This window comes from Donghicola sp. XS_ASV15, from assembly GCF_041224595.1.
Lineage (GTDB): Bacteria > Pseudomonadota > Alphaproteobacteria > Rhodobacterales > Rhodobacteraceae > Donghicola.
The window spans coordinates 176,979-197,214 of sequence record NZ_JBGFGN010000129.1 but is presented as its reverse complement, the minus strand read 5'-3'; the positions used below and the strand labels follow the sequence as shown (position 1 = coordinate 197,214).

At 60.3% G+C, this 20,236-nt stretch carries 19 protein-coding genes and 1 pseudogene; 5 read left to right on the top strand and 15 right to left on the bottom strand.

The features are described 5' to 3' along the window. Positions 1-47: 47 nt before the first annotated feature. The 3 genes from AB9K37_RS09270 to ade all read right to left on the bottom strand — a co-directional run bounded on the left by AB9K37_RS09270 (position 48) and on the right by ade (position 3,764). Positions 48-335 carry an HU family DNA-binding protein gene (locus AB9K37_RS09270; protein WP_369837535.1) on the bottom strand — a complete coding sequence of 96 codons (288 nt, stop codon included), beginning with the start codon at positions 333-335 and terminating at the stop codon, positions 48-50. Positions 336-472: 137 nt separating this feature from the next. Then, the gene (locus AB9K37_RS09265; protein ID WP_293710968.1) at positions 473-1,951 is read right to left on the bottom strand and encodes an AMP nucleosidase; all 1,479 of its coding nucleotides are present in this window, start codon (positions 1,949-1,951) and stop codon (positions 473-475) included. A gap of 7 nt (positions 1,952-1,958) precedes the next feature. Then, positions 1,959-3,764: an adenine deaminase gene (ade, locus tag AB9K37_RS09260; RefSeq protein ID WP_369837532.1), complete on the bottom strand. Its 1,806-nt coding sequence runs from the start codon at positions 3,762-3,764 to the stop codon at positions 1,959-1,961. 133 nt (positions 3,765-3,897) lie between these two features. On the opposite strand from ade, the pseudogene AB9K37_RS09255 reads away from it, so the two are divergent. The 3 genes and pseudogenes from AB9K37_RS09255 to AB9K37_RS09245 form a co-directional block, all read left to right on the top strand. Then, positions 3,898-4,746, top strand: a pseudogene (locus tag AB9K37_RS09255) (SDR family oxidoreductase); the annotation flags it as partial. Further along, entirely contained in the window at positions 4,723-5,124 is a 402-nt protein-coding gene (locus AB9K37_RS09250) for a nuclear transport factor 2 family protein (protein ID WP_369837662.1), read from the top strand. The pseudogene AB9K37_RS09255 and the gene AB9K37_RS09250, both read left to right, overlap by 24 nt. Before the next feature lie 5 nt (positions 5,125-5,129). Continuing rightward, entirely contained in the window at positions 5,130-5,435 is a 306-nt protein-coding gene (locus AB9K37_RS09245; RefSeq protein WP_369837529.1) for a helix-turn-helix domain-containing protein, read from the top strand. Between the two features lie 7 nt (positions 5,436-5,442). On the opposite strand, the gene dxs is transcribed toward AB9K37_RS09245, so the two are convergent. The 5 genes from dxs to AB9K37_RS09220 all read right to left on the bottom strand — a co-directional run bounded on the left by dxs (position 5,443) and on the right by AB9K37_RS09220 (position 9,846). Then, on the bottom strand, positions 5,443-7,368 hold the full coding sequence (gene dxs / locus AB9K37_RS09240; RefSeq protein ID WP_369837526.1) for a 1-deoxy-D-xylulose-5-phosphate synthase: 1,926 nt from the start codon (positions 7,366-7,368) through the stop codon (positions 5,443-5,445). A 25-nt stretch (positions 7,369-7,393) separates the two neighbouring features. Next, entirely contained in the window at positions 7,394-8,269 is an 876-nt protein-coding gene (locus AB9K37_RS09235) for a polyprenyl synthetase family protein (RefSeq protein WP_369837523.1), read from the bottom strand. A gap of 6 nt (positions 8,270-8,275) precedes the next feature. After that, complete coding sequence (locus AB9K37_RS09230) at positions 8,276-8,521, bottom strand: exodeoxyribonuclease VII small subunit (RefSeq protein ID WP_293710960.1); 246 nt, start codon at positions 8,519-8,521, stop codon at positions 8,276-8,278. 114 nt (positions 8,522-8,635) lie between these two features. After that, the gene (locus AB9K37_RS09225) at positions 8,636-9,337 is read right to left on the bottom strand and encodes a response regulator (RefSeq protein ID WP_072708617.1); all 702 of its coding nucleotides are present in this window, start codon (positions 9,335-9,337) and stop codon (positions 8,636-8,638) included. After that, a complete protein-coding gene (locus AB9K37_RS09220; protein WP_072708619.1) occupies positions 9,334-9,846 on the bottom strand; it encodes a MarR family winged helix-turn-helix transcriptional regulator in 513 nt (170 codons plus the stop codon). The genes AB9K37_RS09225 and AB9K37_RS09220 overlap by 4 nt, the downstream gene beginning before the upstream one ends. Before the next feature lie 165 nt (positions 9,847-10,011). Between AB9K37_RS09220 and AB9K37_RS09215 the strand changes: the two genes are divergently transcribed. Both AB9K37_RS09215 and mnmH read left to right on the top strand, forming a co-directional pair. Continuing rightward, positions 10,012-10,881 (top strand): branched-chain amino acid aminotransferase, encoded by an 870-nt coding sequence (locus tag AB9K37_RS09215; protein ID WP_369837518.1) that lies wholly within the window; start codon positions 10,012-10,014, stop codon positions 10,879-10,881. 118 nt (positions 10,882-10,999) lie between these two features. Then, positions 11,000-12,052 carry a tRNA 2-selenouridine(34) synthase MnmH gene (gene mnmH, locus AB9K37_RS09210; protein ID WP_369837515.1) on the top strand — a complete coding sequence of 351 codons (1,053 nt, stop codon included), beginning with the start codon at positions 11,000-11,002 and terminating at the stop codon, positions 12,050-12,052. Here the strand turns inward: mnmH and selD are convergent. Genes selD through AB9K37_RS09175 form a run of 7 tightly spaced genes read right to left on the bottom strand, consistent with a single transcriptional unit; the run spans position 12,039 to position 20,206 of the window. Continuing rightward, a complete protein-coding gene (gene selD / locus AB9K37_RS09205; protein ID WP_369837512.1) occupies positions 12,039-14,189 on the bottom strand; it encodes a selenide, water dikinase SelD in 2,151 nt (716 codons plus the stop codon). The two genes, mnmH and selD, sit on opposite strands and share 14 nt — an antisense overlap. 3 nt (positions 14,190-14,192) lie before the next feature. Beyond that, positions 14,193-14,582: a Na+/H+ antiporter subunit G gene (locus AB9K37_RS09200; RefSeq protein WP_369837509.1), complete on the bottom strand. Its 390-nt coding sequence runs from the start codon at positions 14,580-14,582 to the stop codon at positions 14,193-14,195. Positions 14,583-14,588: 6 nt separating this feature from the next. Then, entirely contained in the window at positions 14,589-14,858 is a 270-nt protein-coding gene (locus AB9K37_RS09195; RefSeq protein ID WP_369837659.1) for a K+/H+ antiporter subunit F, read from the bottom strand. Then, a complete protein-coding gene (locus AB9K37_RS09190) occupies positions 14,858-15,349 on the bottom strand; it encodes a Na+/H+ antiporter subunit E (RefSeq protein WP_369837506.1) in 492 nt (163 codons plus the stop codon). The genes AB9K37_RS09195 and AB9K37_RS09190 overlap by 1 nt, the downstream gene beginning before the upstream one ends. Continuing rightward, on the bottom strand, positions 15,349-16,995 hold the full coding sequence (locus AB9K37_RS09185) for a monovalent cation/H+ antiporter subunit D (protein WP_369837503.1): 1,647 nt from the start codon (positions 16,993-16,995) through the stop codon (positions 15,349-15,351). Before AB9K37_RS09185 ends, AB9K37_RS09190 begins: the two co-directional genes overlap by 1 nt. Next, the gene (locus AB9K37_RS09180; protein ID WP_369837656.1) at positions 16,992-17,342 is read right to left on the bottom strand and encodes a Na+/H+ antiporter subunit C; all 351 of its coding nucleotides are present in this window, start codon (positions 17,340-17,342) and stop codon (positions 16,992-16,994) included. The genes AB9K37_RS09185 and AB9K37_RS09180 overlap by 4 nt, the downstream gene beginning before the upstream one ends. Before the next feature lie 8 nt (positions 17,343-17,350). Beyond that, positions 17,351-20,206 (bottom strand): monovalent cation/H+ antiporter subunit A, encoded by a 2,856-nt coding sequence (locus AB9K37_RS09175; RefSeq protein ID WP_369837501.1) that lies wholly within the window; start codon positions 20,204-20,206, stop codon positions 17,351-17,353. Positions 20,207-20,236 lie beyond the last annotated feature (30 nt).

Sequence of the window (20,236 nt, the reverse complement as noted above, 5' to 3'; positions counted from 1 at the left end):
TGCAGCAACAGAGACCCTTTGAAACCTTTGCGGAACCCGCAAAAAGATCAGCCGTTGACGCTGTCTTTCAGTGCCTTGGCAACAGTCACTTTGACGACCTTGTCGGCCTCTTTCTTGATCTGTTCGCCGGTGGCGGGGTTACGCACCATACGCTCGGGACGCTCACGGCAGTAGAACTTGCCGATACCAGGCAGGGTTACCGAACCGCCAGCCTCGACTTCGCGGGTGATGATCGCGGTCACTGCGTCCAGTGCTTGCGCTGCTGCTTTCTTTTCTGCCCCCATCTCCTCGGCCAGAGCCGCAACCAGTTGGGTTTTTGTCATAGGCTTTGCCATTTCTGGTCTCCGTATATTTTTTTCCCAGTCGTCGCCGGGTACGTGTTGGGGCATCTAACGCGAAATATCAGGACAAGACAATCTGAATGGCCTTTTTTTCAAGGCCACATTGCATATTTTTGCGGATTTGCCACAGTTTAGAGAAAGGCTGTTTCCTCAAAAGACCGTAGTTTACGGGAATGTATACGCTCTAGTGGCATCTCACTCAGCCTTTCCATTGCCCGAATGCCAATCAATAGGTGACGTGCAACCTGAGTTTTATAGAAATCACTCGCCATACCTGGCAGTTTCAGCTCTCCGTGGAGCGGTTTGTCAGACACACAGAGCAGCGTTCCGTAGGGCACGCGAAAGCGGAAACCATTGGCGGCGATGGTCGCGCTTTCCATGTCCAGCGCGATGGCGCGCGACTGGGACAGGCGTTGAACCGGTCCCGACTGATCGCGCAGCTCCCAGTTACGATTGTCGATGGTCGCAACTGTTCCGGTGCGCATGATGCGCTTCAACTCGTAGCCTTCGAGTTCCGAAACCTCTTCTACGGCATCTTCTAACGCAATTTGGATTTCAGCCAGTGCAGGGATCGGGACCCAGACCGGCAAATCTGCATCCAGAACATGATCTTCGCGCAAATAGGCGTGCGCCAGAACGAAGTCACCCAAGGCCTGCGTGTTCCGCAACCCTGCGCAGTGACCCACCATCACCCAAGCGTGCGGACGCAGGACGGCAATATGATCGGTGGCCGTTTTTGCGTTGGACGGACCGACACCAATATTTACCAAAGTGATACCGCTGCCGTCCGCCTTCTTCAGGTGGTAGGTCGGCATCTGCGGCATCTTCTTGGGTGTTTCCAGCTCTTGGTCCGCCTCGGTGATTTCTACATTTCCGGTCGAGACAAAGGACGTGTAGCCACTGGCCTTGTTTGCCAGCATCTGGCGGGCGTAAGCCTCGAATTCTTCGACGTAGAACTGATAGTTTGTAAACAGAACGTGGTTCTGGAAATGCGCTGGGTCGGTGGCCGTATAGTGGGCCAGACGCGCCAGCGAATAGTCAACGCGCTGCGCGGTGAACGGGGCCAAGGGTCGCGCGCCATCAGGATAAGTGAACCCTTCGCCATTCACGATGGCATCGTGTGTGATGTTCAGGTCCGGCACGTCGAACACATCTCGCAGGGGGAAGGTTGCCGCGCCGTCTTGGGGAATTACGATCTCCTCGTCGCCAAGGACGGCAAAGTGAATCGGCATTGGCGTTTGCGAGGGACCAATAGCGACCGGCTGGTCATGATGCTCGATCAACAGGCCAATCTGCTGCTCAAGGTAGTTCGAAAATAGATCGGGCCGCGTGATGGTCGTGGCATAGGTGCCTGGCTCGACCACGTGACCAAAACTCAGACGGCTGTCCAGCTTGGCAAAGGTCGAGGTGACAAAGCGGATCTCGGGGTAGTAGGCGCGATAACGGGACCGATGCTCTGCCCCTTCGATCAATTCTTGAAAGCGGTCATGCAGATAGCCTGTCGCCTCGTCATAGAGTTCACGCAAGCGCGCCACGGCGGCCTTGGCGTCGGTAAAGTATTCGTGGCCCCGAATTTCGGGGGTTTCAATCGGTAGTTCGGGCTTGTTCATTTATGGATTAGCTTTCTTCAAACAGGTCCGTGATTTCGAATTTGGTGACATCTACAAGCCCCAGATCGCTGATACGCAGGGCGGGGATGACGACCAGCGCCAGCAGCGAGTGCTGCATGAACGCGTTGTTCAGGGTGCAGCCGCAGTCCAGCATAGCGTGCCCCAAGGCGGTTGCTTTGGCCGCCACGGTTGCGGCGTTGTCGTCGGACATAAGGCCCGCGATGGGCAGTTCAACCAGCGCCTTTTCCTCACCATCGGCAAAGAGTGTGACGCCGCCGCCAACCTCGGCCAGTCGGTTCGCGGCCAGCGCCATCATCTCGCGGTCCGTACCAACGACGATCATGTGGTGGCTGTCATGCGCCACGGTCGAGGCCATCGCCATCGGTTTGTCGTAGCCGAAGCCACTGACAAACCCATTGGTCACGCCACACGTCGCGCGGTGCCGCTCCACCAAGGCGATCTGGCAGATGTCCTGCGCGGGATCGCCCTGCACCAAGCCATCGGTGACAGCCAGTTCAGCGGTCAGCGCTTTGGTCGGAGCCTGATTTTCGACGACACCGATCACTTTGGCCGTGACAGAGTTCTTTCCTTCGGGCGCAGCAATCTCGAAATCCGCCGCGACGCGGTCCTGATCCAGATGCACGGTGTTCCGCGCTGTGTCGGGCCAATCGAAATGCGGACAATCCACCAGACATTCCCCTCCCTCTGCGATCAGCTGGCCACGGGCATAGACCTGCTCGATCGGCAGGGTCTTCAGGTCCGAGGTCAGGATCACATCGGCGCGGCGACCGGGGGCAATCGATCCAAGCTCCCGCTCCAACCCGAAATGGGTTGCGGTGTTAATCGTCGCCATCTGGATCGCGATCAGCGGGTCACAGCCACAATCGATGGCATGTCGCACCACGCGGTTCATGTGGCCATCGTTCACCAAGGTTCCCGCGTTGCAGTCATCCGTACATAGGATGAAGCTGCGCGGGTCCAGCCCCTTTTCCGTGACGGCGGTGATCTGGGTTTCCACATCATACCAAGCCGAGCCGAGCCGCATCATGTGCCTCATCCCCTGACGGGTGCGGGAAATGGCATCCTCTTCGCACGTGCCCTCGTGGTCGTCCGCCGGACCGCCCGCCGCATAAGCGTGGAACGCGGGCCCTCGGTCTGGGCTGGCATAGTGGCCGCCCACCGTTTTGCCCGCGCGCTGGGTCGCGGCAATCTCGGCCAGCATCTTGGGGTCGGCATTGATCACACCGGGGAAGTTCATCATCTCTCCCAACCCGATGATCCCCGGCCACGCCATCGCCTCAGCCACATCCTCGGGGGTGATTTCCTGCCCAGTGGTTTCCAGCCCCGGCGCCGAGGGCGCACAGCTTGGCATCTGGGTAAAGATGTTCACGGGCTGCATCAGCGCCTCGTCATGCATCATCTTCACGCCTTCCAAGCCCAAAACATTCGCGATCTCGTGCGGGTCGGTGAACATGGTCGTGGTGCCATGGGGGATCACCGCGCGGGCAAATTCCGCCGGTGTCAGCATCCCCGATTCAATGTGCATGTGCGCGTCGCACAGACCGGGCATCATGTAGCGCCCCGCCACATCGACGACCTGCGTTCCCTCGCCGATGCAATGGCTGGCGTCCGGCCCGCAATAAGCGAACCGCCCATCCTTGATCGCTATGTCTGTATTATCAATTACTTCGCGGGTGTGGACATTCACCCACCGCCCATTTTTCAAAACCAGATCGGCCGGCGCACGCCCCGCGGCGACGGCCACCAGATTGGCCGCAACATCCGGCCATGATTTAAAAGCAGCTTGTGTCATGTACCGAGTGTGACCAATTTCGTTAGCGCCGCAAGTGGGCGTTGCTCAGAATACGGGCAGAATGCACATTTTCAGATCACAGACTTACGACACTTGTCTTGAAAAGCGGCACGGCCACGCCCAAACATGAGGCATGACAAAGACTTTGCTTTCCTTTGGCCACGGTTACTCGGCCCAAGCACTCGACCGCCTCCTGATCCCTCAGGGCTGGCGCGTCTATGGCACCACCCGCTCGACCGAGAACTTTGCCGAGCTAGAGGCGCGCGGCGTGATCCCCCTGCTATGGGGCAGCGACGAGGTGCGCGCGGCCCTAGAGGAATGCAGCCACATCCTGATCTCTGCTGGCCCCAAAGATGCGGGCGATCCGGTGCTGGCGCTCTATCGTGACATCATCGCGCGGCGGGCCAGTGAACTGGAATGGGTGGGCTATCTGTCCACCACCGGCGTCTACGGCCATCATGATGGCGGCTGGGTGACAGAGGACGCGCCCCTGATCCCCGCCACCCCGCGCGGCATGTCCCGCAAGAACGCTGAACAAGCGTGGGGCAGCATCGACGGACTACCTCTGCATATCTTCCGACTGGCGGGCATCTACGGCCCCGGCCGCGGACCATTTGAAAAGGTCCGCACAGGCAAAGCCCGCCGGATCATAAAAAAGGGACAGGTCTTCAGCCGTATCCACGTGGACGACATCGCGCAGGTCTTGGCGGCCAGCATCGCGCAGCCCAACCCAGGCCGCGCCTATAACGTCTGTGACAATGACCCTGCCCCGCCGCAGGACGTCATCGCCTATGCGGCCGAGCTGCTCGGAATGCCCCTGCCCCCCGCCGTGAAATTCGAGGACGCGGACATGACCCCCATGGCCCGCAGCTTCTACGCAGAAAGCAAACGCGTTGATAACACCCGCATCAAAGAGGAACTTGGCGTCGAACTCGCCTACCCCGACTACCGCGCTGGCCTGCAAAAATCCCTGTCGGTCGAGGATCCGCGCAGTTCTGTTCTGAGCTTTCTGGAACGCTACAACAACGCCTTCTACGCCCGCGACATCGACGCGTTGAAGGACTGCTATACCGAGGATCAGGTGCGGTTCTGGGACAATCACGCCGGAAACGACAGTGACGACCTACCTGCCCATCTGACGGCTGTTCAGGCGTTCTTCGACAACGGGACGATTGAACAACTAGCGATCGACAGCCCTCAGGTCTGGTTCCACGGGGACACCGCGACGCTGTCGGCAACCCTACGCTATGAGTCCGCCCCGAAACCGGGAGTGCGCAGTACGTTCTGTCTAAAGATGCAAAAGGGATCGTGGCGGGCGTTTCACGTCCACCACTCGTTTGATCCGAACGAGGCGGGGTAGCCAAATTGCAGGACCCAGATTTTGATCCCATCGCAGATTTAAAATCTTCAATGGACCCCATCAAAATTGGGGCGCGATTGAAAGCCGTGCGTGAAGCAAACAACCTGCGCCCCTCTGAGATCGCAGACCTAATCGGTGTCGAAAGAACTTATTGGAGTAGAGCGGAGAAGGGGCATAGGCATATTCCTGATGACCTTGCACTCAGACTTGTTCACCACTTTGGCGTAACCTTCGATTATCTCTACCTTGGCCGCATCTCTGCTCTGCCGCATCAGCTCGCGCAGAGAATTCAGGCACAAAAACGAGCCTAAGTCCTGTTCAGGCCCGTTTTCCCAGCGTCTCGACGCCCATGACTTCCAGCACTTTGGCCTCGATGTCTTCGGCGTTGAGGCCAGCGACCGCATACATGTCGCGGGGGTTCGCTTGATCGATAAAGATGTCCGGCAGAACCATGCTGCGGAATTTGAAGCCGCGATCGAACACGCCCTCTTCGGCCAAGAGGTGCGAAACGTGGCTGGCAAAGCCGCCAATCGCGCCCTCTTCGACGGTGATCAAGGCATCGTGGGTTTCCACAAGCTTCATGATCAGGTCGCGGTCCAGCGGCTTGGCAAAGCGCGCATCGGCCACCGTCGGGGTGATGCCCCGCGCGTCCAATGCTTCGCAGGCCTGCATGACTTCTTGCAGACGGGTGCCAAAGGACAGGATCGCGACGCCCTTGCCCTCGCGGATCATGCGGCCTTTGCCAATCTCGAGGATCTCGCCGCGCTCCGGCATCTCCACACCCGTACCTTCGCCGCGCGGGTAGCGGAAGCTGATCGGTCCCTGATCGTAGGCCGCAGCGGTGGCGACCATGTGGACCAGTTCGGCTTCGTCCGCCGCCGCCATGACGACGAAATCGGGCAGGTTAGCGAGGAAGGCAGTGTCGAATGCGCCCGCGTGGGTCGCACCATCGGCACCCACCAAACCAGCGCGGTCGATAGCGAAACGGACAGGCAGACGCTGGATCGCCACGTCGTGGACCACTTGGTCATACCCACGCTGCAAGAACGTCGAATAGAGCGCGCAGAACGGACGCAAGCCCCCCGCAGCCAGACCAGCGGCAAAGGTCACCGCGTGTTGTTCGGCAATACCTACGTCAAAGCAGCGGCTCGGATAGCGGTCCTGAAACTGCTTCAGGCCGGTGCCATCGGGCATCGCGGCAGTGACGGCACAGACCTTGGTGTCGCGCGCGGCCTCGTCCAGCAGTGCCTTGGAAAACACGCCGGTATAGCTCGGCGCGTTCGAGGGGGTTTTCTTCTGCTTGCCGGTGACCACGTCGAATTTCGACACACCGTGACCTTTGTCGGCAGCCGCCTCGGCGGGGGCATAGCCTTTGCCCTTTTGGGTCAGGACGTGGATCAGGATCGGTCCGGTCGCGCGGTCATGGACGGTGCGCAGAACGGGCAGCAACTGGTCCATATCGTGGCCGTCGATGGGGCCGACATAGCTAAAGCCCAAAGCCTCGAACAACGTCCCACCAGTCGCCATGCCCTTCAGCATGTCTTTGGCGCGCTTGGCGCTCTCGCGGAAGGGTTCGGGCAGGAAGCCGACCGCGCCCTTGGCAACCTCTTTCAGGTCATGGAAGGGACGCTCGGCATAGAGTTTCGACAGATAGGACGACATTGCGCCCACGGGTGGGGCAATCGACATCTCGTTGTCGTTCAGAATGACGATCAGGCGCTTTTTCAGATGGCCCGCGTTGTTCATCGCCTCGTAGGCCATGCCCGCGCTGATCGAACCATCCCCGATCACAGCGATGCCGTCGCCCAAGCCTTCGGGGCAGTTGCCCCCCAGATCTCGCGCCACGCTAAAGCCCAAAGCCGCACTGATCGAGGTGCTGGAATGCGCCGCGCCAAAGGGGTCATAGGGGCTTTCTGAACGCTTGGTAAATCCAGACAAACCGTCCTTTTGGCGCAGCGTACGGATACGATCGCGGCGGCCGGTCAGAATCTTGTGAGGATAGCTCTGGTGGCTGACGTCCCAGATGATTTTGTCCTTGGGCGTGTCCCAGATCGCGTGCAGCGCGACGGTCAATTCGACCACGCCAAGACCCGCGCCAAGGTGTCCGCCGGTTTCAGAGACAGCACTGATCGTCTCGGCCCGCACTTCACGCGCCAGCTGTTTCAGCTGTGCATCCGACAGTCCCTTCATGTCCGAAGGGGTCGTGATCTGGTCCAGCAATGGCGTCTCGGGACGGTTCGACATAAGGGCGCGCCTCCTTGGGGGCGTTTCAGCTTTCGCGGGAGATAACGAAACGGGCCGCTTCCCGCAAGCTCTCGGCCTGTTCCCCATAGGGAGATAGAGCGTCGCAGGCCTGCGTCACCAGATCGGCCGCGCGCTGACGTGCGCCATCAAGACCCAGCAAGGAAACAAAGGTCGCCTTGCCCGCCTCGGCATCCTTTTGCAGACGCTTGCCAGCCTTGGCTTCGTCTCCAGTTTCATCAAGGACGTCGTCCGCAATTTGGAAGGCAAGACCCAGCGCCTTGGCGTAGGTCCCAAGCGGGATCACATCGGCCTGTGCCAGACGGGCACCAGCCTCTGCCGACCATTGGATCAGGGCACCGGTTTTGCCGTCTTGTAGCTTGGTGATCTGCTCGAGCGTCAGCGGTGTGTCTGCGGTTTCAGCCGCGATATCCAGTGCCTGGCCGTACACCATCCCCTGCGCACCAGAAGCGCGGGCAAGGGTCAGGCACAGGTCTGCACGGACCTCGGCGGGACCGGCCGCGGGATCAGCACACAGTTCGAACGCCAGTGTTTGCAGGGCGTCACCGGCCAGAACCGCAGTTGCCTCGTCCCATTTTACGTGAACCGTGGGCTGGCCTCGACGCAGGTCGTCGTCATCCATGCAGGGCAGATCGTCGTGCACCAGCGAATAGGCGTGCAAAGCTTCGATCGCACAGGCAGGCAGGATCGCACGGGCGGGATCGACGTCGTGCAGCCGCGCGCCTTCGAGAACCAGGAAGCCCCGTAGACGCTTGCCCCCGTTCAGAACCGCGTGGGCCATCGCATGATGCACAGGCTCGCTCGGCAGGCCCGCAAAGATACGGTCAAACTCGGACTGGATCGCGGATTTCGCCCGCGCCTGCCCTTCTAGAAACTGCTGCATTGGCGATCAGAGACCTTCGGCAGCCTTTAGACCTGTGGGATTGCCGTCGCCGTCCAAAGTGATCTGTGCGACCTTTTCCTCGGCGGCTTTCAGCTTGGCCTCGCAATGCTTTTTCAGCTCTGCGCCGCGCTGGTACAGGGTGATCGACTCTTCCAGCGGAACCTGACCGTTTTCCAGCTGACCGACGACCTTTTCCAGTTCGGTCATTGCGGCTTCGAAGCTGAGTTCGTTGACAGGTGTATCGGTGGTCATCGGAAGGCCCCTATAAATTTCCGGTTCAGCCGCACGCGGCGGCTGCCTTTGTAAAATCACATTCCCTGAGATGGGTCGAGTCCCGCGCCCTGTCCAGTCCAAACCTGACCAGAGTTAATCGGGCGCGAGCATGTACCCAGCCCCGCGCACAGTCTGCAGGTAGCGCGGCTGCTTGGGGTCTTCCTCCAGCTTGCGGCGCAGGCGGGTGATCTGGACGTCCACGGCGCGTTCCTGCGCCTGACCTTTGTCGCGGCCCAGTTCCTCGACCAGCTTGGTGCGGGTCAACGCTTCACCGGGTTGGGCGGCAAAGATCCGCATCAACTGCGCTTCAGTCGCGGTCAGACGCACGGGCGTATCGCCCTGCCACATCTCGCCGCGGTCGATATCATAGCGCACGGGTCCCAGTTGCAGCAGCTTAGGTGCGGCATCGGTTTCCACCGGCTCAGGCATTCGGCGCAGAATGGCATTCATGCGCAACAACAGCTCTTTGGGCTCGAACGGTTTGGGCAGGTAGTCATCTGCACCCGCCTCAAGGCCCGCGATCCGGTCCTCGGTCTCGCCCTTGGCCGTCAGCAGCAGGATCGGCGTCATCCGGTCCTCGCGCAGGGATTTCGTCATGCTGACGCCATCCTCGCCGGGCATCATCACGTCCATCACGATCAAGTCGAAATCAAGCCCACCAAGGATGCGGCGCGCATGAGCAGCGTCGCGGGCGGTCGTCACGAGAAAGCCGTTTCGTGCCAGAAACTTCTGAAGCAAACCCCGAATGCGCTCGTCATCATCGACAATCAGGATATGGGGCGCTGGTTCGCTCATGAATTCTCCTCCCGCAGCGACAGGTATTGGCGTCGCATGTCGGGGTCCATCATAGCCTCGAGAACAGTACGAAAGCCAGCCACAGCTTCGGGACCCGCCGCACGGTAGGCTGCGCGCATCCGCGCACGCTGCGCATCGGACAGCCTTTGCTCCAACCCCTCGCCTTCGGGCGTCAGATACAGGTGACGTTCGCGCTTGTCCTTTTCGCCCACACGCGACTCAACCAGCCCATCCGCAATCAACGTGCGCAGTACGCGGTTCAGCGATTGCTTGGTCACGCCGAGGGTGTTCAACAGATTGTTAACGGTGGTCCCGGGGCTGCGGTTAATAAAGTGGATGGCGCGGTGATGGGCCCGCCCGTACTCCATCCCACTTAGGATTCGGTCCGGATCTGCCGTAAACCCGCGATAAGCAAAGAACATTGCCTCGATGCCCTTGCGCAGTTGTTCGTCGGTCAGAAACAGAAGGCTTTCGCCGCTGTGTAAACCGGGATGTCCTCGCTCTTCCATCGGAGTGCCCTCGCTTCCTTCGGTGTTCCCCGTTTTTAAGTCAGCCTTGTTGACATTCCAAGAGCAGACTGTTAGCGAATCCTCGAATTTGCGCAACTTTATGTCTGCATCGGACCTGAGTAGCGCAATTTTCGCAAATTTCGTGCTGAGAGAAGGATGCCGACGATGGCTGGCGCATATGACGATCGTGACGGGAAAATCTGGCTGGACGGCCAGCTTGTGGAATGGCGTGATGCGAACGTCCACATTCTGACCCATGCTCTGCACTATGCGTCCTCGGTGTTCGAGGGCGAGCGTTGCTACAACGGCAAAATCTTCAAGTCGGTCGAGCATTCCGAGCGTTTGCTGGCGTCCGGCAAATTGCTCGACATGCCGATCCCCTACACCGTCGAAGAAATCGAAGAAGCCAAGAAAACGGTTCTCGAGGCAAACGGACTGACCGACGCCTATGTGCGCGTTCTGGCATGGCGCGGCGCAGGCGAAGACATGGGTGTCGCGTCCTCGAAAAACCCAGTGCGCATGGCAGTTGCCGCTTGGGAATGGGGTGCCTACTACGGCGACGCCAAGATGCAGGGTGCGAAACTGGACATCGCCAAGTGGAAACGTCCCTCGCCCGAGACCATCCCCACCCAAGCCAAGGCGGCTGGCCTCTACATGATCTGCACCATGTCCAAGCACGCGGCCGAAGCCAAAGGTTGCTCTGATGCGCTGTTCATGGACTACCGTGGCTACGTGGCCGAAGCGACCGGCGCGAACATCTTCTTCGTCAAGGACGGCGAAGTGCACACGCCCATCCCGGACGCGATCCTGAACGGCATCACCCGTCAGACCGTCATCGACATGCTCAAAGCCAAGGGCATCACCGTGCACGAACGCCGCATCATGCCCGAAGAACTGGCCGATTTCGAACAGTGCTGGCTGACCGGCACCGCTGCCGAAGTGACCCCCGTGGGCCAGATCGGTGACTACACATTCACCGTTGGCGACATCACGCGCAACATCGCCGAAGAGTACGAAGCTCTGGTGCGTAGCTGATCCGTCATGGCCCCCGGCCATGACAGCGCCCGCCAAGCCTGCCCCTGCGGCAGAGCGCGGCGGGCGCTTTTCGTTTCTGGGCTAGCCCCCGCCCGCAAAACCACTAGATTGCACCGCCATGAAGCTGACCCTGAACGCCCTCACCGACCTGCGCGACCTGCCGTATGACACGATCATCGACGCCCGCGCCCCAGCCGAATTCGCCGAGGATCACCTGCCCGGCGCAATCAACCTACCTGTCCTTGATGACGAAGAGCGGGCCCGTGTCGGCACAATCTACAAGCAGGTCAGCCCTTTTGACGCCCGCAAGATCGGGGGGGCACTGGTCGCCAAAAACGTCGCCCGCCATCTTGAGGAAACCCTACACGATCACCAAGGCGGCTGGCGCCCACTGGTCTATTGCTGGCGTGGCGGTCAGCGCTCTGGCTCGTTCGCGACAATCCTGTCGCAGGTCGGATGGCGCGTCGGTCTGATTGATGGGGGCTACAAAAGCTACCGCCGTTTGATCGTCAGAAGCATGCATGACGCGCCGATCCCTCACAAATTCATCCTGATCGATGGCCCCACGGGCACAGCAAAAACGGATCTTTTGGCACACCTGAAGTCCGCCGGCGCGCAGGTCATCGACCTCGAGGGCATCTACGCTCATCGTGGTTCGCTGCTTGGTGCCGTTGGCCACCCCCAACCCAGCCAAAAGAAGGCAGAGGGCGAACTGGCCATGCAGCTCGCGCACCTTGACCCCGCAAAACCCGTGTATGTCGAGGCTGAGTCCAGCCGCATTGGCGACCGCCTCGTGCCCCCGTCGGTCTGGACCGCCATGTGCGCTGCCCCGCGGATTCGTATCGACGCCAGCATTCCCGCCCGCGCTGAATATCTGACCCGTGCCTATGCCGATCTAATCGATGACCCAGAGGCCCTGATGGCACGGATGGAGCCCCTTCGGAGCTTCCAAAGCCGCGAGCTGGTCGACCACTGGATGGAGCTGGCCAAGGTCGGCGCCTTTAGCACGCTCGCGGCGGAGTTGATGGAGCAGCACTACGACAGCCGCTACGAAAAATCCGCAAACCGCTATCCGCACACTCTGCTGGGCCGGATTCACCTTGGCGATGCGATCGACACCGCCGCGCTGGACCGCGCCGCTGAGCAATGCCTGAGCCTTAGCACAGAGTAATCCGCGCAGGTCCCGCGACGCATTCCCCAATCACTGCGGGCTGTGCGCCGGTGGCCTTCAATACTGCGATCAAGGCTGGCACATCGCTCTGTGGTACCGCAGCTAGGAACCCGCCCGCCGTCTGGGGGTCGTACAGGATCTCGGCCTCCGCGGGGATCAGTCCATCAATCGGCGCCGCAGTCCTGTTCAGATCATGCAGGCTCGATTTCTGCCCCCGCGCCAGCAATTCCCGCGCGCCAGAATAGGCGGGCACTGCAGACAGGTCGATCACCGCGCCGCACCTGCTCGCCTCTAGCATCTCGCCCAAATGCCCCCCCAAGCCAAATCCGGTCACGTCGGTCAAAGCATGCACACCATGCAGCGCGTTTGCCTCTGCCGTACGGGGTTCGACCTGCGCCCTGAGCAGCGCAGCCACATCGCGCCCATCAGCCGCCAGCTGCATCTCGGCCGCCATGATCACCCCCGACCCCAACGGCCGCGTCAGGATGAGTGCATCGCCAACTTGGGCCCCTGCCTTGGTCCGCGCAGGGCCATCGAGAATGCCGGTCAACGTCAAACCCAGAGCCAGTTCCGCCCCCAGTGTCGTATGCCCGCCCGCCAACGCCGCACCGCATTCCGCCAGAGCGCCGGTGATGCCTTCCATCACCTCGGCCAGCCGCCGGCCTTGCAGGCGCGGGGACATACGCGGAAGCGTCAGGTTGACCAAAGCCGTTTGGGGCCGCGCGCCCATGGCAAAGATATCGCCCAAAGCGTGGATGGTCGTGATGCGGGCAAAGACCTTTGGGTCCTCCCAAAACGCGCGCAGATGGTCAGTGGTGATCACTTGGGTGACCTCGCCCATCTGGACAATTGCCGCATCATCCCCCGGCCCCGTGACCAAATCGGGATGGCTGGTCGGCGTCACGTTTGCCAAGGCCGCGCGCAAGGGGCCCGCAGCGACCTTGGCTCCGCAGCCGCCACACAGGGGTTTGCCGCCACCCAATTCCTCTCGCACGCCATCCGCGACCTGCGCAGGCACAGCAGGGCCTGCCATCGGCTTCAAATCGCGGAACATGTTCATGAATTTCTGGTCGATGTGGTCCTTCCATTTCCACATCAAGCCACCCTGCGGCCCAAACCCGCCCTTGTCCGCCAAAGCCCGCTTATCCCCCAGCGAGATCAGCTTAAGAAACGTCTTCTGCGGGCGAAACGCTTTCACCTGACCGGCCCCCAAGGCTGCCTTCAGGTTATTTAGAAGTATGGGCGCGGCGCGGACCGCATAGACCCCTGCTTTGGGCCGCGGACTGGGATCCTGATGGCAGCAATCCCCGCATGCGTAGACATTTGGATTGCTCGTTCGCAGATGCGCATCCACACGAATAAAGCCCTGCTCCAGTGCCAATCCAGTCTGTGCCAGCCAGTCATGCGGGCGCGCGCCAGCCGCGCCTACGGTCATGTCCGCAGGAATGCGCGTACCGTCGTCTAGTAGAACGCAATCAGATTGCACCTGAGCGACGCTCGCCTGTTCGTGCAATGCAACACCCCAGCGCTCTAGCTCTTTGCGCAGGATGCGTTGATGACGATCAGACTGCTCAGCAAGAACCGCCCCCCGCTCGATCAAGGACACTCGGCCACGTGCACCCAAGGCATGGGACATCGCCATCGACAGCTCGACACCGGCCAAACCGCCCCCGATGACGGCCACATCGCCACCGCCTTGTTTCAAGAAATCCGCCCACTCGGCCGAGTAGCGTCCCAAAGGTTTCGCTGCGACGCCGTGTTCGGAAAACCCCGCAATCGCGGGCATGTCAGAGGTGATCCCCACATCGACAGAGGCGACATCATACGGCACCGCGCCATAGCCTTCGACCGTGACGACCTGTTCAGAGAGGTCCATGGCCACCGCCCGCCCTTGGATCAGACGCGCGCCCGCGAACCGCGCCAAGCGCACCAGATCAATATCCAGCTCTTCGCGTGAGTAATGACCCGCAATGTGGCCGGGCAGCATGCCGGTGTAAGGCGCTGCCGCCTGCGGGTCGATCACTGTCAGCCGAACGCCCGGAAGCGGGTTCATCCCCCACATCCGCAGCACCAAGGCATGGGCATGCCCCCCGCCAACAAAAACCAGATCGCGGGTGTCAGGCAGCGATGTCAGCAAGAATCAGCCCTCTTGGGTTTTCTCCGGCTCGGGGCTCCACTCGGGACGCTCCAAGGTGGCCCAGTTCGTGTCACCATTCGGCTCGGGCAGCTCTTCCTCAAGCTCGTGACGGTGCAGATAGGCCTTGGAAATGAAATTGGCGGTAATCGGCGCGGTGATAAACAGAAAGAGCGTGATCAGCAACTCGTGCAACGATCCCTGCTCCTCAAAAGCAAAGGAATAGATCACCGACGCGATCAGAACGCCGCCGACCCCGAGCGTTGTCGCTTTGGTCGGGGCATGCAGACGCGCCATTGGGTGATTCAGCTTGATCAAGCCGATGCTGCCCACAAGGCCAAAGAACCCAGCGATGACCAGACAGGCCGCGATGATGATTTCTACAACCATATCCAATGCCCCTTATTCGATGATGTTGCCGCGCAGCATAAAGCGCGCATAGGCCACAGTGCCCACGAAACCCAGCATCGCCACGATCATAGCCGCTTCGAAAAAGATTTCGGTGCCTTGCTGGATGCCCTGCAGGACAAGAATGGCGATGGCATTGATCACCATTGTATCCAGCGCCAGAACCCGATCCCCAACCCCGGGGGCAAAGATCACGCGGTAGAGCGTCAGCAGCAGGCCAAGGCCAAAGCAGATGAAGGCGAAGTCGAGAGCGTAAGAAATGATCATTCGAAAATCTCCTTCAGGCGAGCCTCGTAACGGGATTTGATGTCGTCACGAACGGCATCCGGATCAGGCGCGTCCAGACAGTGCACGAGCAGCGCGCTGCCCTGAGCAGACACATCAGCGGTCACTGTGCCGGGCGTCATGGTGATGGTGCCAGCCAGAACAGTGATCGCTTCGGGCGTTTTCAGGTCCAGCGGAATTGTGACCCAAGCGGGCTTGCGCGCTGCGTTGGATTTGAACAGGACGATCAGCGCCACGTCGATGTTCGATTTCACAATATCATACAGGACGATCAGCACGTAGGCCGCGATCTTGATCGGGTGCTTCAGCACCGGACGATCCGGCCAGTATGCTGCTGTGATGATCGGGATAAAGATGCCCAAGATCAGGCCAACGATGATCACACCCGGACCAGCGGTGTTATCGAGCAGCATCCAGACCAGCGTGAGCAGCGCGGTCAGATAGGGGTGTGGAAAGATACGTCTCAGCATCAGTGGGACTCCCCTTCATGGCCGTCAGTGGCCTCTTGCGGATGATCGGTGCCACGCTCGCCGCCTTCGGTCTGGATCAAATCCTTGTCCACTGGCGCGTAGCTGCTGCCTTCCTTTTCGTGCGCCATGCTCTCTTCCATCGTGTGGTTGATGACGGCAGAGATATAGGCATCCGTGTCATAGAGTTGCTCTGCGGTGGCGATGGCAAAGCGGTGCATCGGCCCCGCCAGAACAGTCATCGCAACAATCCCAGCCATCAGCGCCCCAATGGCGACAAAGGCCAAGGGCTGACGGGGATGCTCATAAGCAGGCGCGTCGGTCTCGGGCAGGCCGTAGCCCTTCCAAAAAACCAGCGAACCGGCGCGGCCAAAGCCCATGATCGCAATGAGCGAACTGATCAGGATCGCGCCCCAAAGCCACCAGTTGCCCACAGCCGCATCAAGGATCAGCAGCTTGCCCAAGAAGCCGGACAGCGGCGGCATCCCCGCCATCGCGATCGCGGCGGCAAAGTAGAACGCGGCGACCAATCCGTTTTGCGGCATCGGGCGATCTTCGCGGATGGTGTCCTGCCACTGCGGGCGGCGGGACACGACAAGATCGACGATCAGGAACAGCGCGGCAGTCGCCAGCGTCGAATGCACAACATAGTAAATCGCAGCTGCGGTTGCTTCGGGGGTAAAGAGCGCAATCGCGATCAACAGGGTGCCAACAGAGCCGATAGCAGCGAAAGCGACCATCTTGGACAGCGATTTGGCCCCTAGAATACCGATCATTCCCACAGCCAGCGAGATGACGATCACCGGCAAGAGCCAGACATCATAGCTGCCTGCAATTTCGGGCGAGTCCTGCGGGAAGGCCAAAGTGAACATACGCAGGATCGCGTAAGCACCAACCTTGGTCATGATCGCGAACAAGGCAGCCACGGGCGCGGGACCCGCAGCATAGCTTTCAGGCAGCCAGAAGTGCAGTGGCAGGATCGCAGCTTTGACCGCGAACACCATCAGCGCCATGACCACACCGACGCGCAAGAGCGCTGTATGCTCAGGCTCGAGCACAGCAATGCGGGCCGCCATGTCTGCCATGTTCAGCGTGCCGGTGACGTTATACAGCGTCCCCAACGCAAACAGGAACAGGGTCGATCCCAGCAGGTTGTAAATCACGTATTGCGTACCTGCCTGTAGACGGCGCGTCCCCCCGCCAAAGGTCATCAGACCATAGCTGGCGATCAGCAGGATCTCGAAGAAGACGAACAGGTTGAATGCGTCGCCCGTCATAAAGGCGCCGATCACGCCCATCAGCTGGAACTGGAACAGCGCGTGGAAATGCTTGCCCCGTTTGTCCCAGTCGGACCCGATGGCATACAGCATGACGCACATCGCCAGCACCGCAGTCAGCAGCACCATCAACGCAGACAACCGGTCCAGCATGATGACAATGCCAAAGGGCGCAGGCCATGCCCCCAGCTCGTAAACCCAGATATCCCCGGTTTGGGCATAGACAAACAGGCCGAGCGCGTTGATCAGCAGCAACGATAGTCCAACCAGCGAGAAGACCCGCTGCAGCGCCACTTGATGGCGAACGGACAGAACAATGAATGCGCCGAGAAGGGTCGGCAGCAGGATCGGCGTAATGATCCAGTGGCTCATGCCCGGTCCTCCGATGCGTCGTCGTCTTGCATGTCGATCTTGTCATGGCCGCCCGACAAATACGCCGCGAGGGCGATCATCAGAACGACGGCAGTCATGCCGAAACCGATCACGATGGCAGTCAGAACCAGCGCCTGCGGCAGCGGGTCCGAATAAGTGTAGTCTCCGTATCCTTGCAGAACGGGCGGGGCACCCACGATCAGGCGGCCACTCGAGAACAGGTAGATGTTCACGGCATAGGACAGGAAAGAGGTTCCCAGAATGACCGGGAACGTCCGGAAGCGCAGGATCAGATAGATCCCTGCTGCGGTCAGCACACCGATTGCGCTCGCGACAAGAAACTCGATGGTCATGGTTAGTGATCCTCGCTCTTGGGCAGGCGCGATGGGTTGATGTCCATCGGGTATTCATCAGGCACATCACCGCGGCGGTAAGCCAGACGCGACAGGCTTTCCAGTGTCAGCATGACAGCGCCAACAACCGCGAGGAACACCCCAAGGTCAAAGCCCATGGCCGTCGCCAGCTCGAACTTCTCCAGCGGTGGGAACTGGAAGTACCCGTAGTCACTGGTCAGGAACGGCATGTTGTTAAAGAAGGCCCCGATGCCCGTGATCGCTGCGATGATCACACCGCTCGCGATCGTGGCGTGGTAGGGATAGCGCTGACGCTGGTCAGCCCAGTCATAGCCCGACGCCATGTACTGCATCAGCAGCGCAATCGCGACGACCAGACCGGCGACGAAGCCGCCCCCTGGATCATTGTGACCCCGCAAGAAGATGTAGACGCCCACCATGATCGCGATAGGCAGCAGCAGACGGGTCGCGACCACCATCATCAGCGGGTGCTCGTCGCCCGCGACAGGATGGTTCGGCGTACGCTCCAGCAAGCTCAGACGCACTTTGGAGCCCAAGAGCCCTTCGGTCACGCCATAGATAATCAGAGCGGCGATCCCCAGAACGGTGATCTCGCCAAAGGTATCAAAGCCGCGGAAGTCCACGAGGATGACGTTGACCACGTTATCGCCGCCGCCAAGCTTGTAGCTGTTGGCCAAATGGTATTCCGCGATCGAGGGCATCGCAAAGTCAGTCAGCATCACGGTATAGGCCAGCGCGGCGACTGCCACACCAACTCCGCCCGCGATGATCAGGTCGCGTGCCCTGCGCGCCGTGCTGCTCTCGCGCGGCGAGAATTCCGGCAGGAAGTTCAGCGCCAGAAGAAGCAGGACGATAGTCACAACCTCGACCGACAACTGGGTCAGGGCAAGGTCAGGTGCGGACAGGTAGTTGAACGACAGCGAAATCACGACACCGATGATCCCCAGCACGACCAGCGCCAACAGGCGATGACGGTGATAGAAGACCGTGACGCCCGTCCCAACAATCAGTGCAAACCACGCAATGATCGGGATGATGTCCGCTTGCATCGGCTCACGCGGCGTTGTCACGCCTTGGCCGCCGGTAAAGGCATGCCACGAGGCCAGCACAGCAAAGACGAAGAAGATCGCCGCATAGCGGGTTAGCTTGCCATCATGAAGGGTTCCGGTGATCCAAGCCGCTGCGGAGGACACTGCGCCCACAACACCGTCAAAGATAACCTTGGCATCGGGACGCGGCACCGCATGCCACAGCCCGTTGGCCGGACGGTACAGCGCCAACAGCACCAGACCACCCAGAACAGCAATCCCCGACATATACAGCGCAGGTGTCACGCCATGCCATAGCTTCAGATGCGCATGGGGATGCGCACCATTGCCCATGACGGACGCGGCGGTCGCATCAACCAGCCCGCCTACCAGAGCTTGGCTGAAGAGACCAATCATCACCACCAGAATGGCAAGGAACGCAGGCGACAGCCACATGCCGAACGGCGGATCGTGGGGCTTGTGCGGATAGTCATCACGCACAGGGCCGAACCAAGTGTGGATCAGCAAGCGGAACGAATACGCAACCGAGAACAGCGCGCCCAGGGTCGCCAGCGCAGGCACCAGCCAGTGGTTGTCCCCCAGATAGGTGTGCGCAGCCGCCTCGAGCATCATTTCTTTGGACAGGAAGCCGTTGAAGGGCGGAATGCCCGCCATCGACAGCGACGCCACCGCCGAGATGATAAAGGTGATCGGCATCAAGTGCCGCAAGCCGCCCAATCGGGTGATGTCTCGGGTATGCGCCTCGTGATCCACGATACCGGCTGTCATAAAGAGCGAAGCTTTGAAGGTCGCGTGGTTGATGATGTGGAACACCGCGCCAATCACAGCCGCTTCGGTGCTGAACCCCAGCAGCATGGTGATCAGGCCCAGATGACTGACGGTCGAGTAGGCCAGCAGCCCCTTCAGGTCATTCTGGAAGATGCCGATCAGCGCGCCCATGACCATCGTGATCAGGCCCGCCAGCGTGACGATCCAGAACCATTCCGCAGTGCCTGACATCACGGGATAGAGGCGCGCCATCAAGAACAGGCCCGCTTTCACCATGGTCGCAGAGTGCAGATAGGCCGACACAGGGGTCGGCGCAGCCATCGCGCGCGGCAGCCAGAAGTGGAAGGGGAATTGCGCAGACTTGGTGAACGCACCCAACAGGATCAGGAGCAGCGCCGGAACGTACAGCGGGTCCGCTTGGATCAGATCACGCTTCTCCAGCAGCTCGGTCAGCTCGTAGGTGCCCGCGATATTCCCGAGCATCAGCATACCACCGATCAACGCCAAACCGCCCATACCCGTCACGGTCAGCGCCATACGCGCACCCTGACGGCCCTCGGGCAGATGCTTCCAATAGCCGATCAACAGGAAGGACGACAGCGAGGTCAGCTCCCAGAACACCAGCAACAGAAGGATATTGTCGGACAGAACAATGCCCACCATCGCGCCTTGGAACAGCAGGAGGTAGGTGTAGAAGTTCCCCATCGGGTCTTTCGTGGACAGATAGAACCGAGCGTAAAGGATGATCAAACACCCGATACCCAGGATCAGCGTCCCGAAAAGCAGCCCCAAACCATCAAGGTAGAAACTAGCGTTGAGCCCTAATGCGGGCATCCACTCGACCGAAGCCGTAATGACTTCGCCGCGGAGAACCGCTGGCGCATGCACCAGCAAGCCGATAAGAGCAGAAAGCGAAATGATACCTGTCCACGTAGAGCAGGTATTGCGTCCGGCTTGAATCATCAAACCGGGCAGTAATGCTCCGATGAAGGGTAGAGCAGCGATCAAAAAGAGTGACACGTTGGCAGGACCCTCAAGAAGTTGAGATTT

Coding starts and splice junctions, on each gene's coding strand:
- AB9K37_RS09270 (WP_369837535.1), bottom strand. CDS start 335: ATGGCAAAGCCTATGACAAAAACCCAACTGGTTGCGGCTCTGGCCGAG.
- AB9K37_RS09265 (WP_293710968.1), bottom strand. CDS start 1,951: ATGAACAAGCCCGAACTACCGATTGAAACCCCCGAAATTCGGGGCCAC.
- ade (WP_369837532.1), bottom strand. CDS start 3,764: ATGACACAAGCTGCTTTTAAATCATGGCCGGATGTTGCGGCCAATCTG.
- dxs (WP_369837526.1), bottom strand. CDS start 7,368: ATGTCGAACCGTCCCGAGACGCCATTGCTGGACCAGATCACGACCCCT.
- AB9K37_RS09235 (WP_369837523.1), bottom strand. CDS start 8,269: ATGCAGCAGTTTCTAGAAGGGCAGGCGCGGGCGAAATCCGCGATCCAG.
- AB9K37_RS09230 (WP_293710960.1), bottom strand. CDS start 8,521: ATGACCACCGATACACCTGTCAACGAACTCAGCTTCGAAGCCGCAATG.
- AB9K37_RS09225 (WP_072708617.1), bottom strand. CDS start 9,337: ATGAGCGAACCAGCGCCCCATATCCTGATTGTCGATGATGACGAGCGC.
- AB9K37_RS09220 (WP_072708619.1), bottom strand. CDS start 9,846: ATGGAAGAGCGAGGACATCCCGGTTTACACAGCGGCGAAAGCCTTCTG.
- AB9K37_RS09215 (WP_369837518.1), top strand. CDS start 10,012: ATGGCTGGCGCATATGACGATCGTGACGGGAAAATCTGGCTGGACGGC.
- mnmH (WP_369837515.1), top strand. CDS start 11,000: ATGAAGCTGACCCTGAACGCCCTCACCGACCTGCGCGACCTGCCGTAT.
- AB9K37_RS09190 (WP_369837506.1), bottom strand. CDS start 15,349: ATGCTGAGACGTATCTTTCCACACCCCTATCTGACCGCGCTGCTCACG.
- AB9K37_RS09185 (WP_369837503.1), bottom strand. CDS start 16,995: ATGAGCCACTGGATCATTACGCCGATCCTGCTGCCGACCCTTCTCGGC.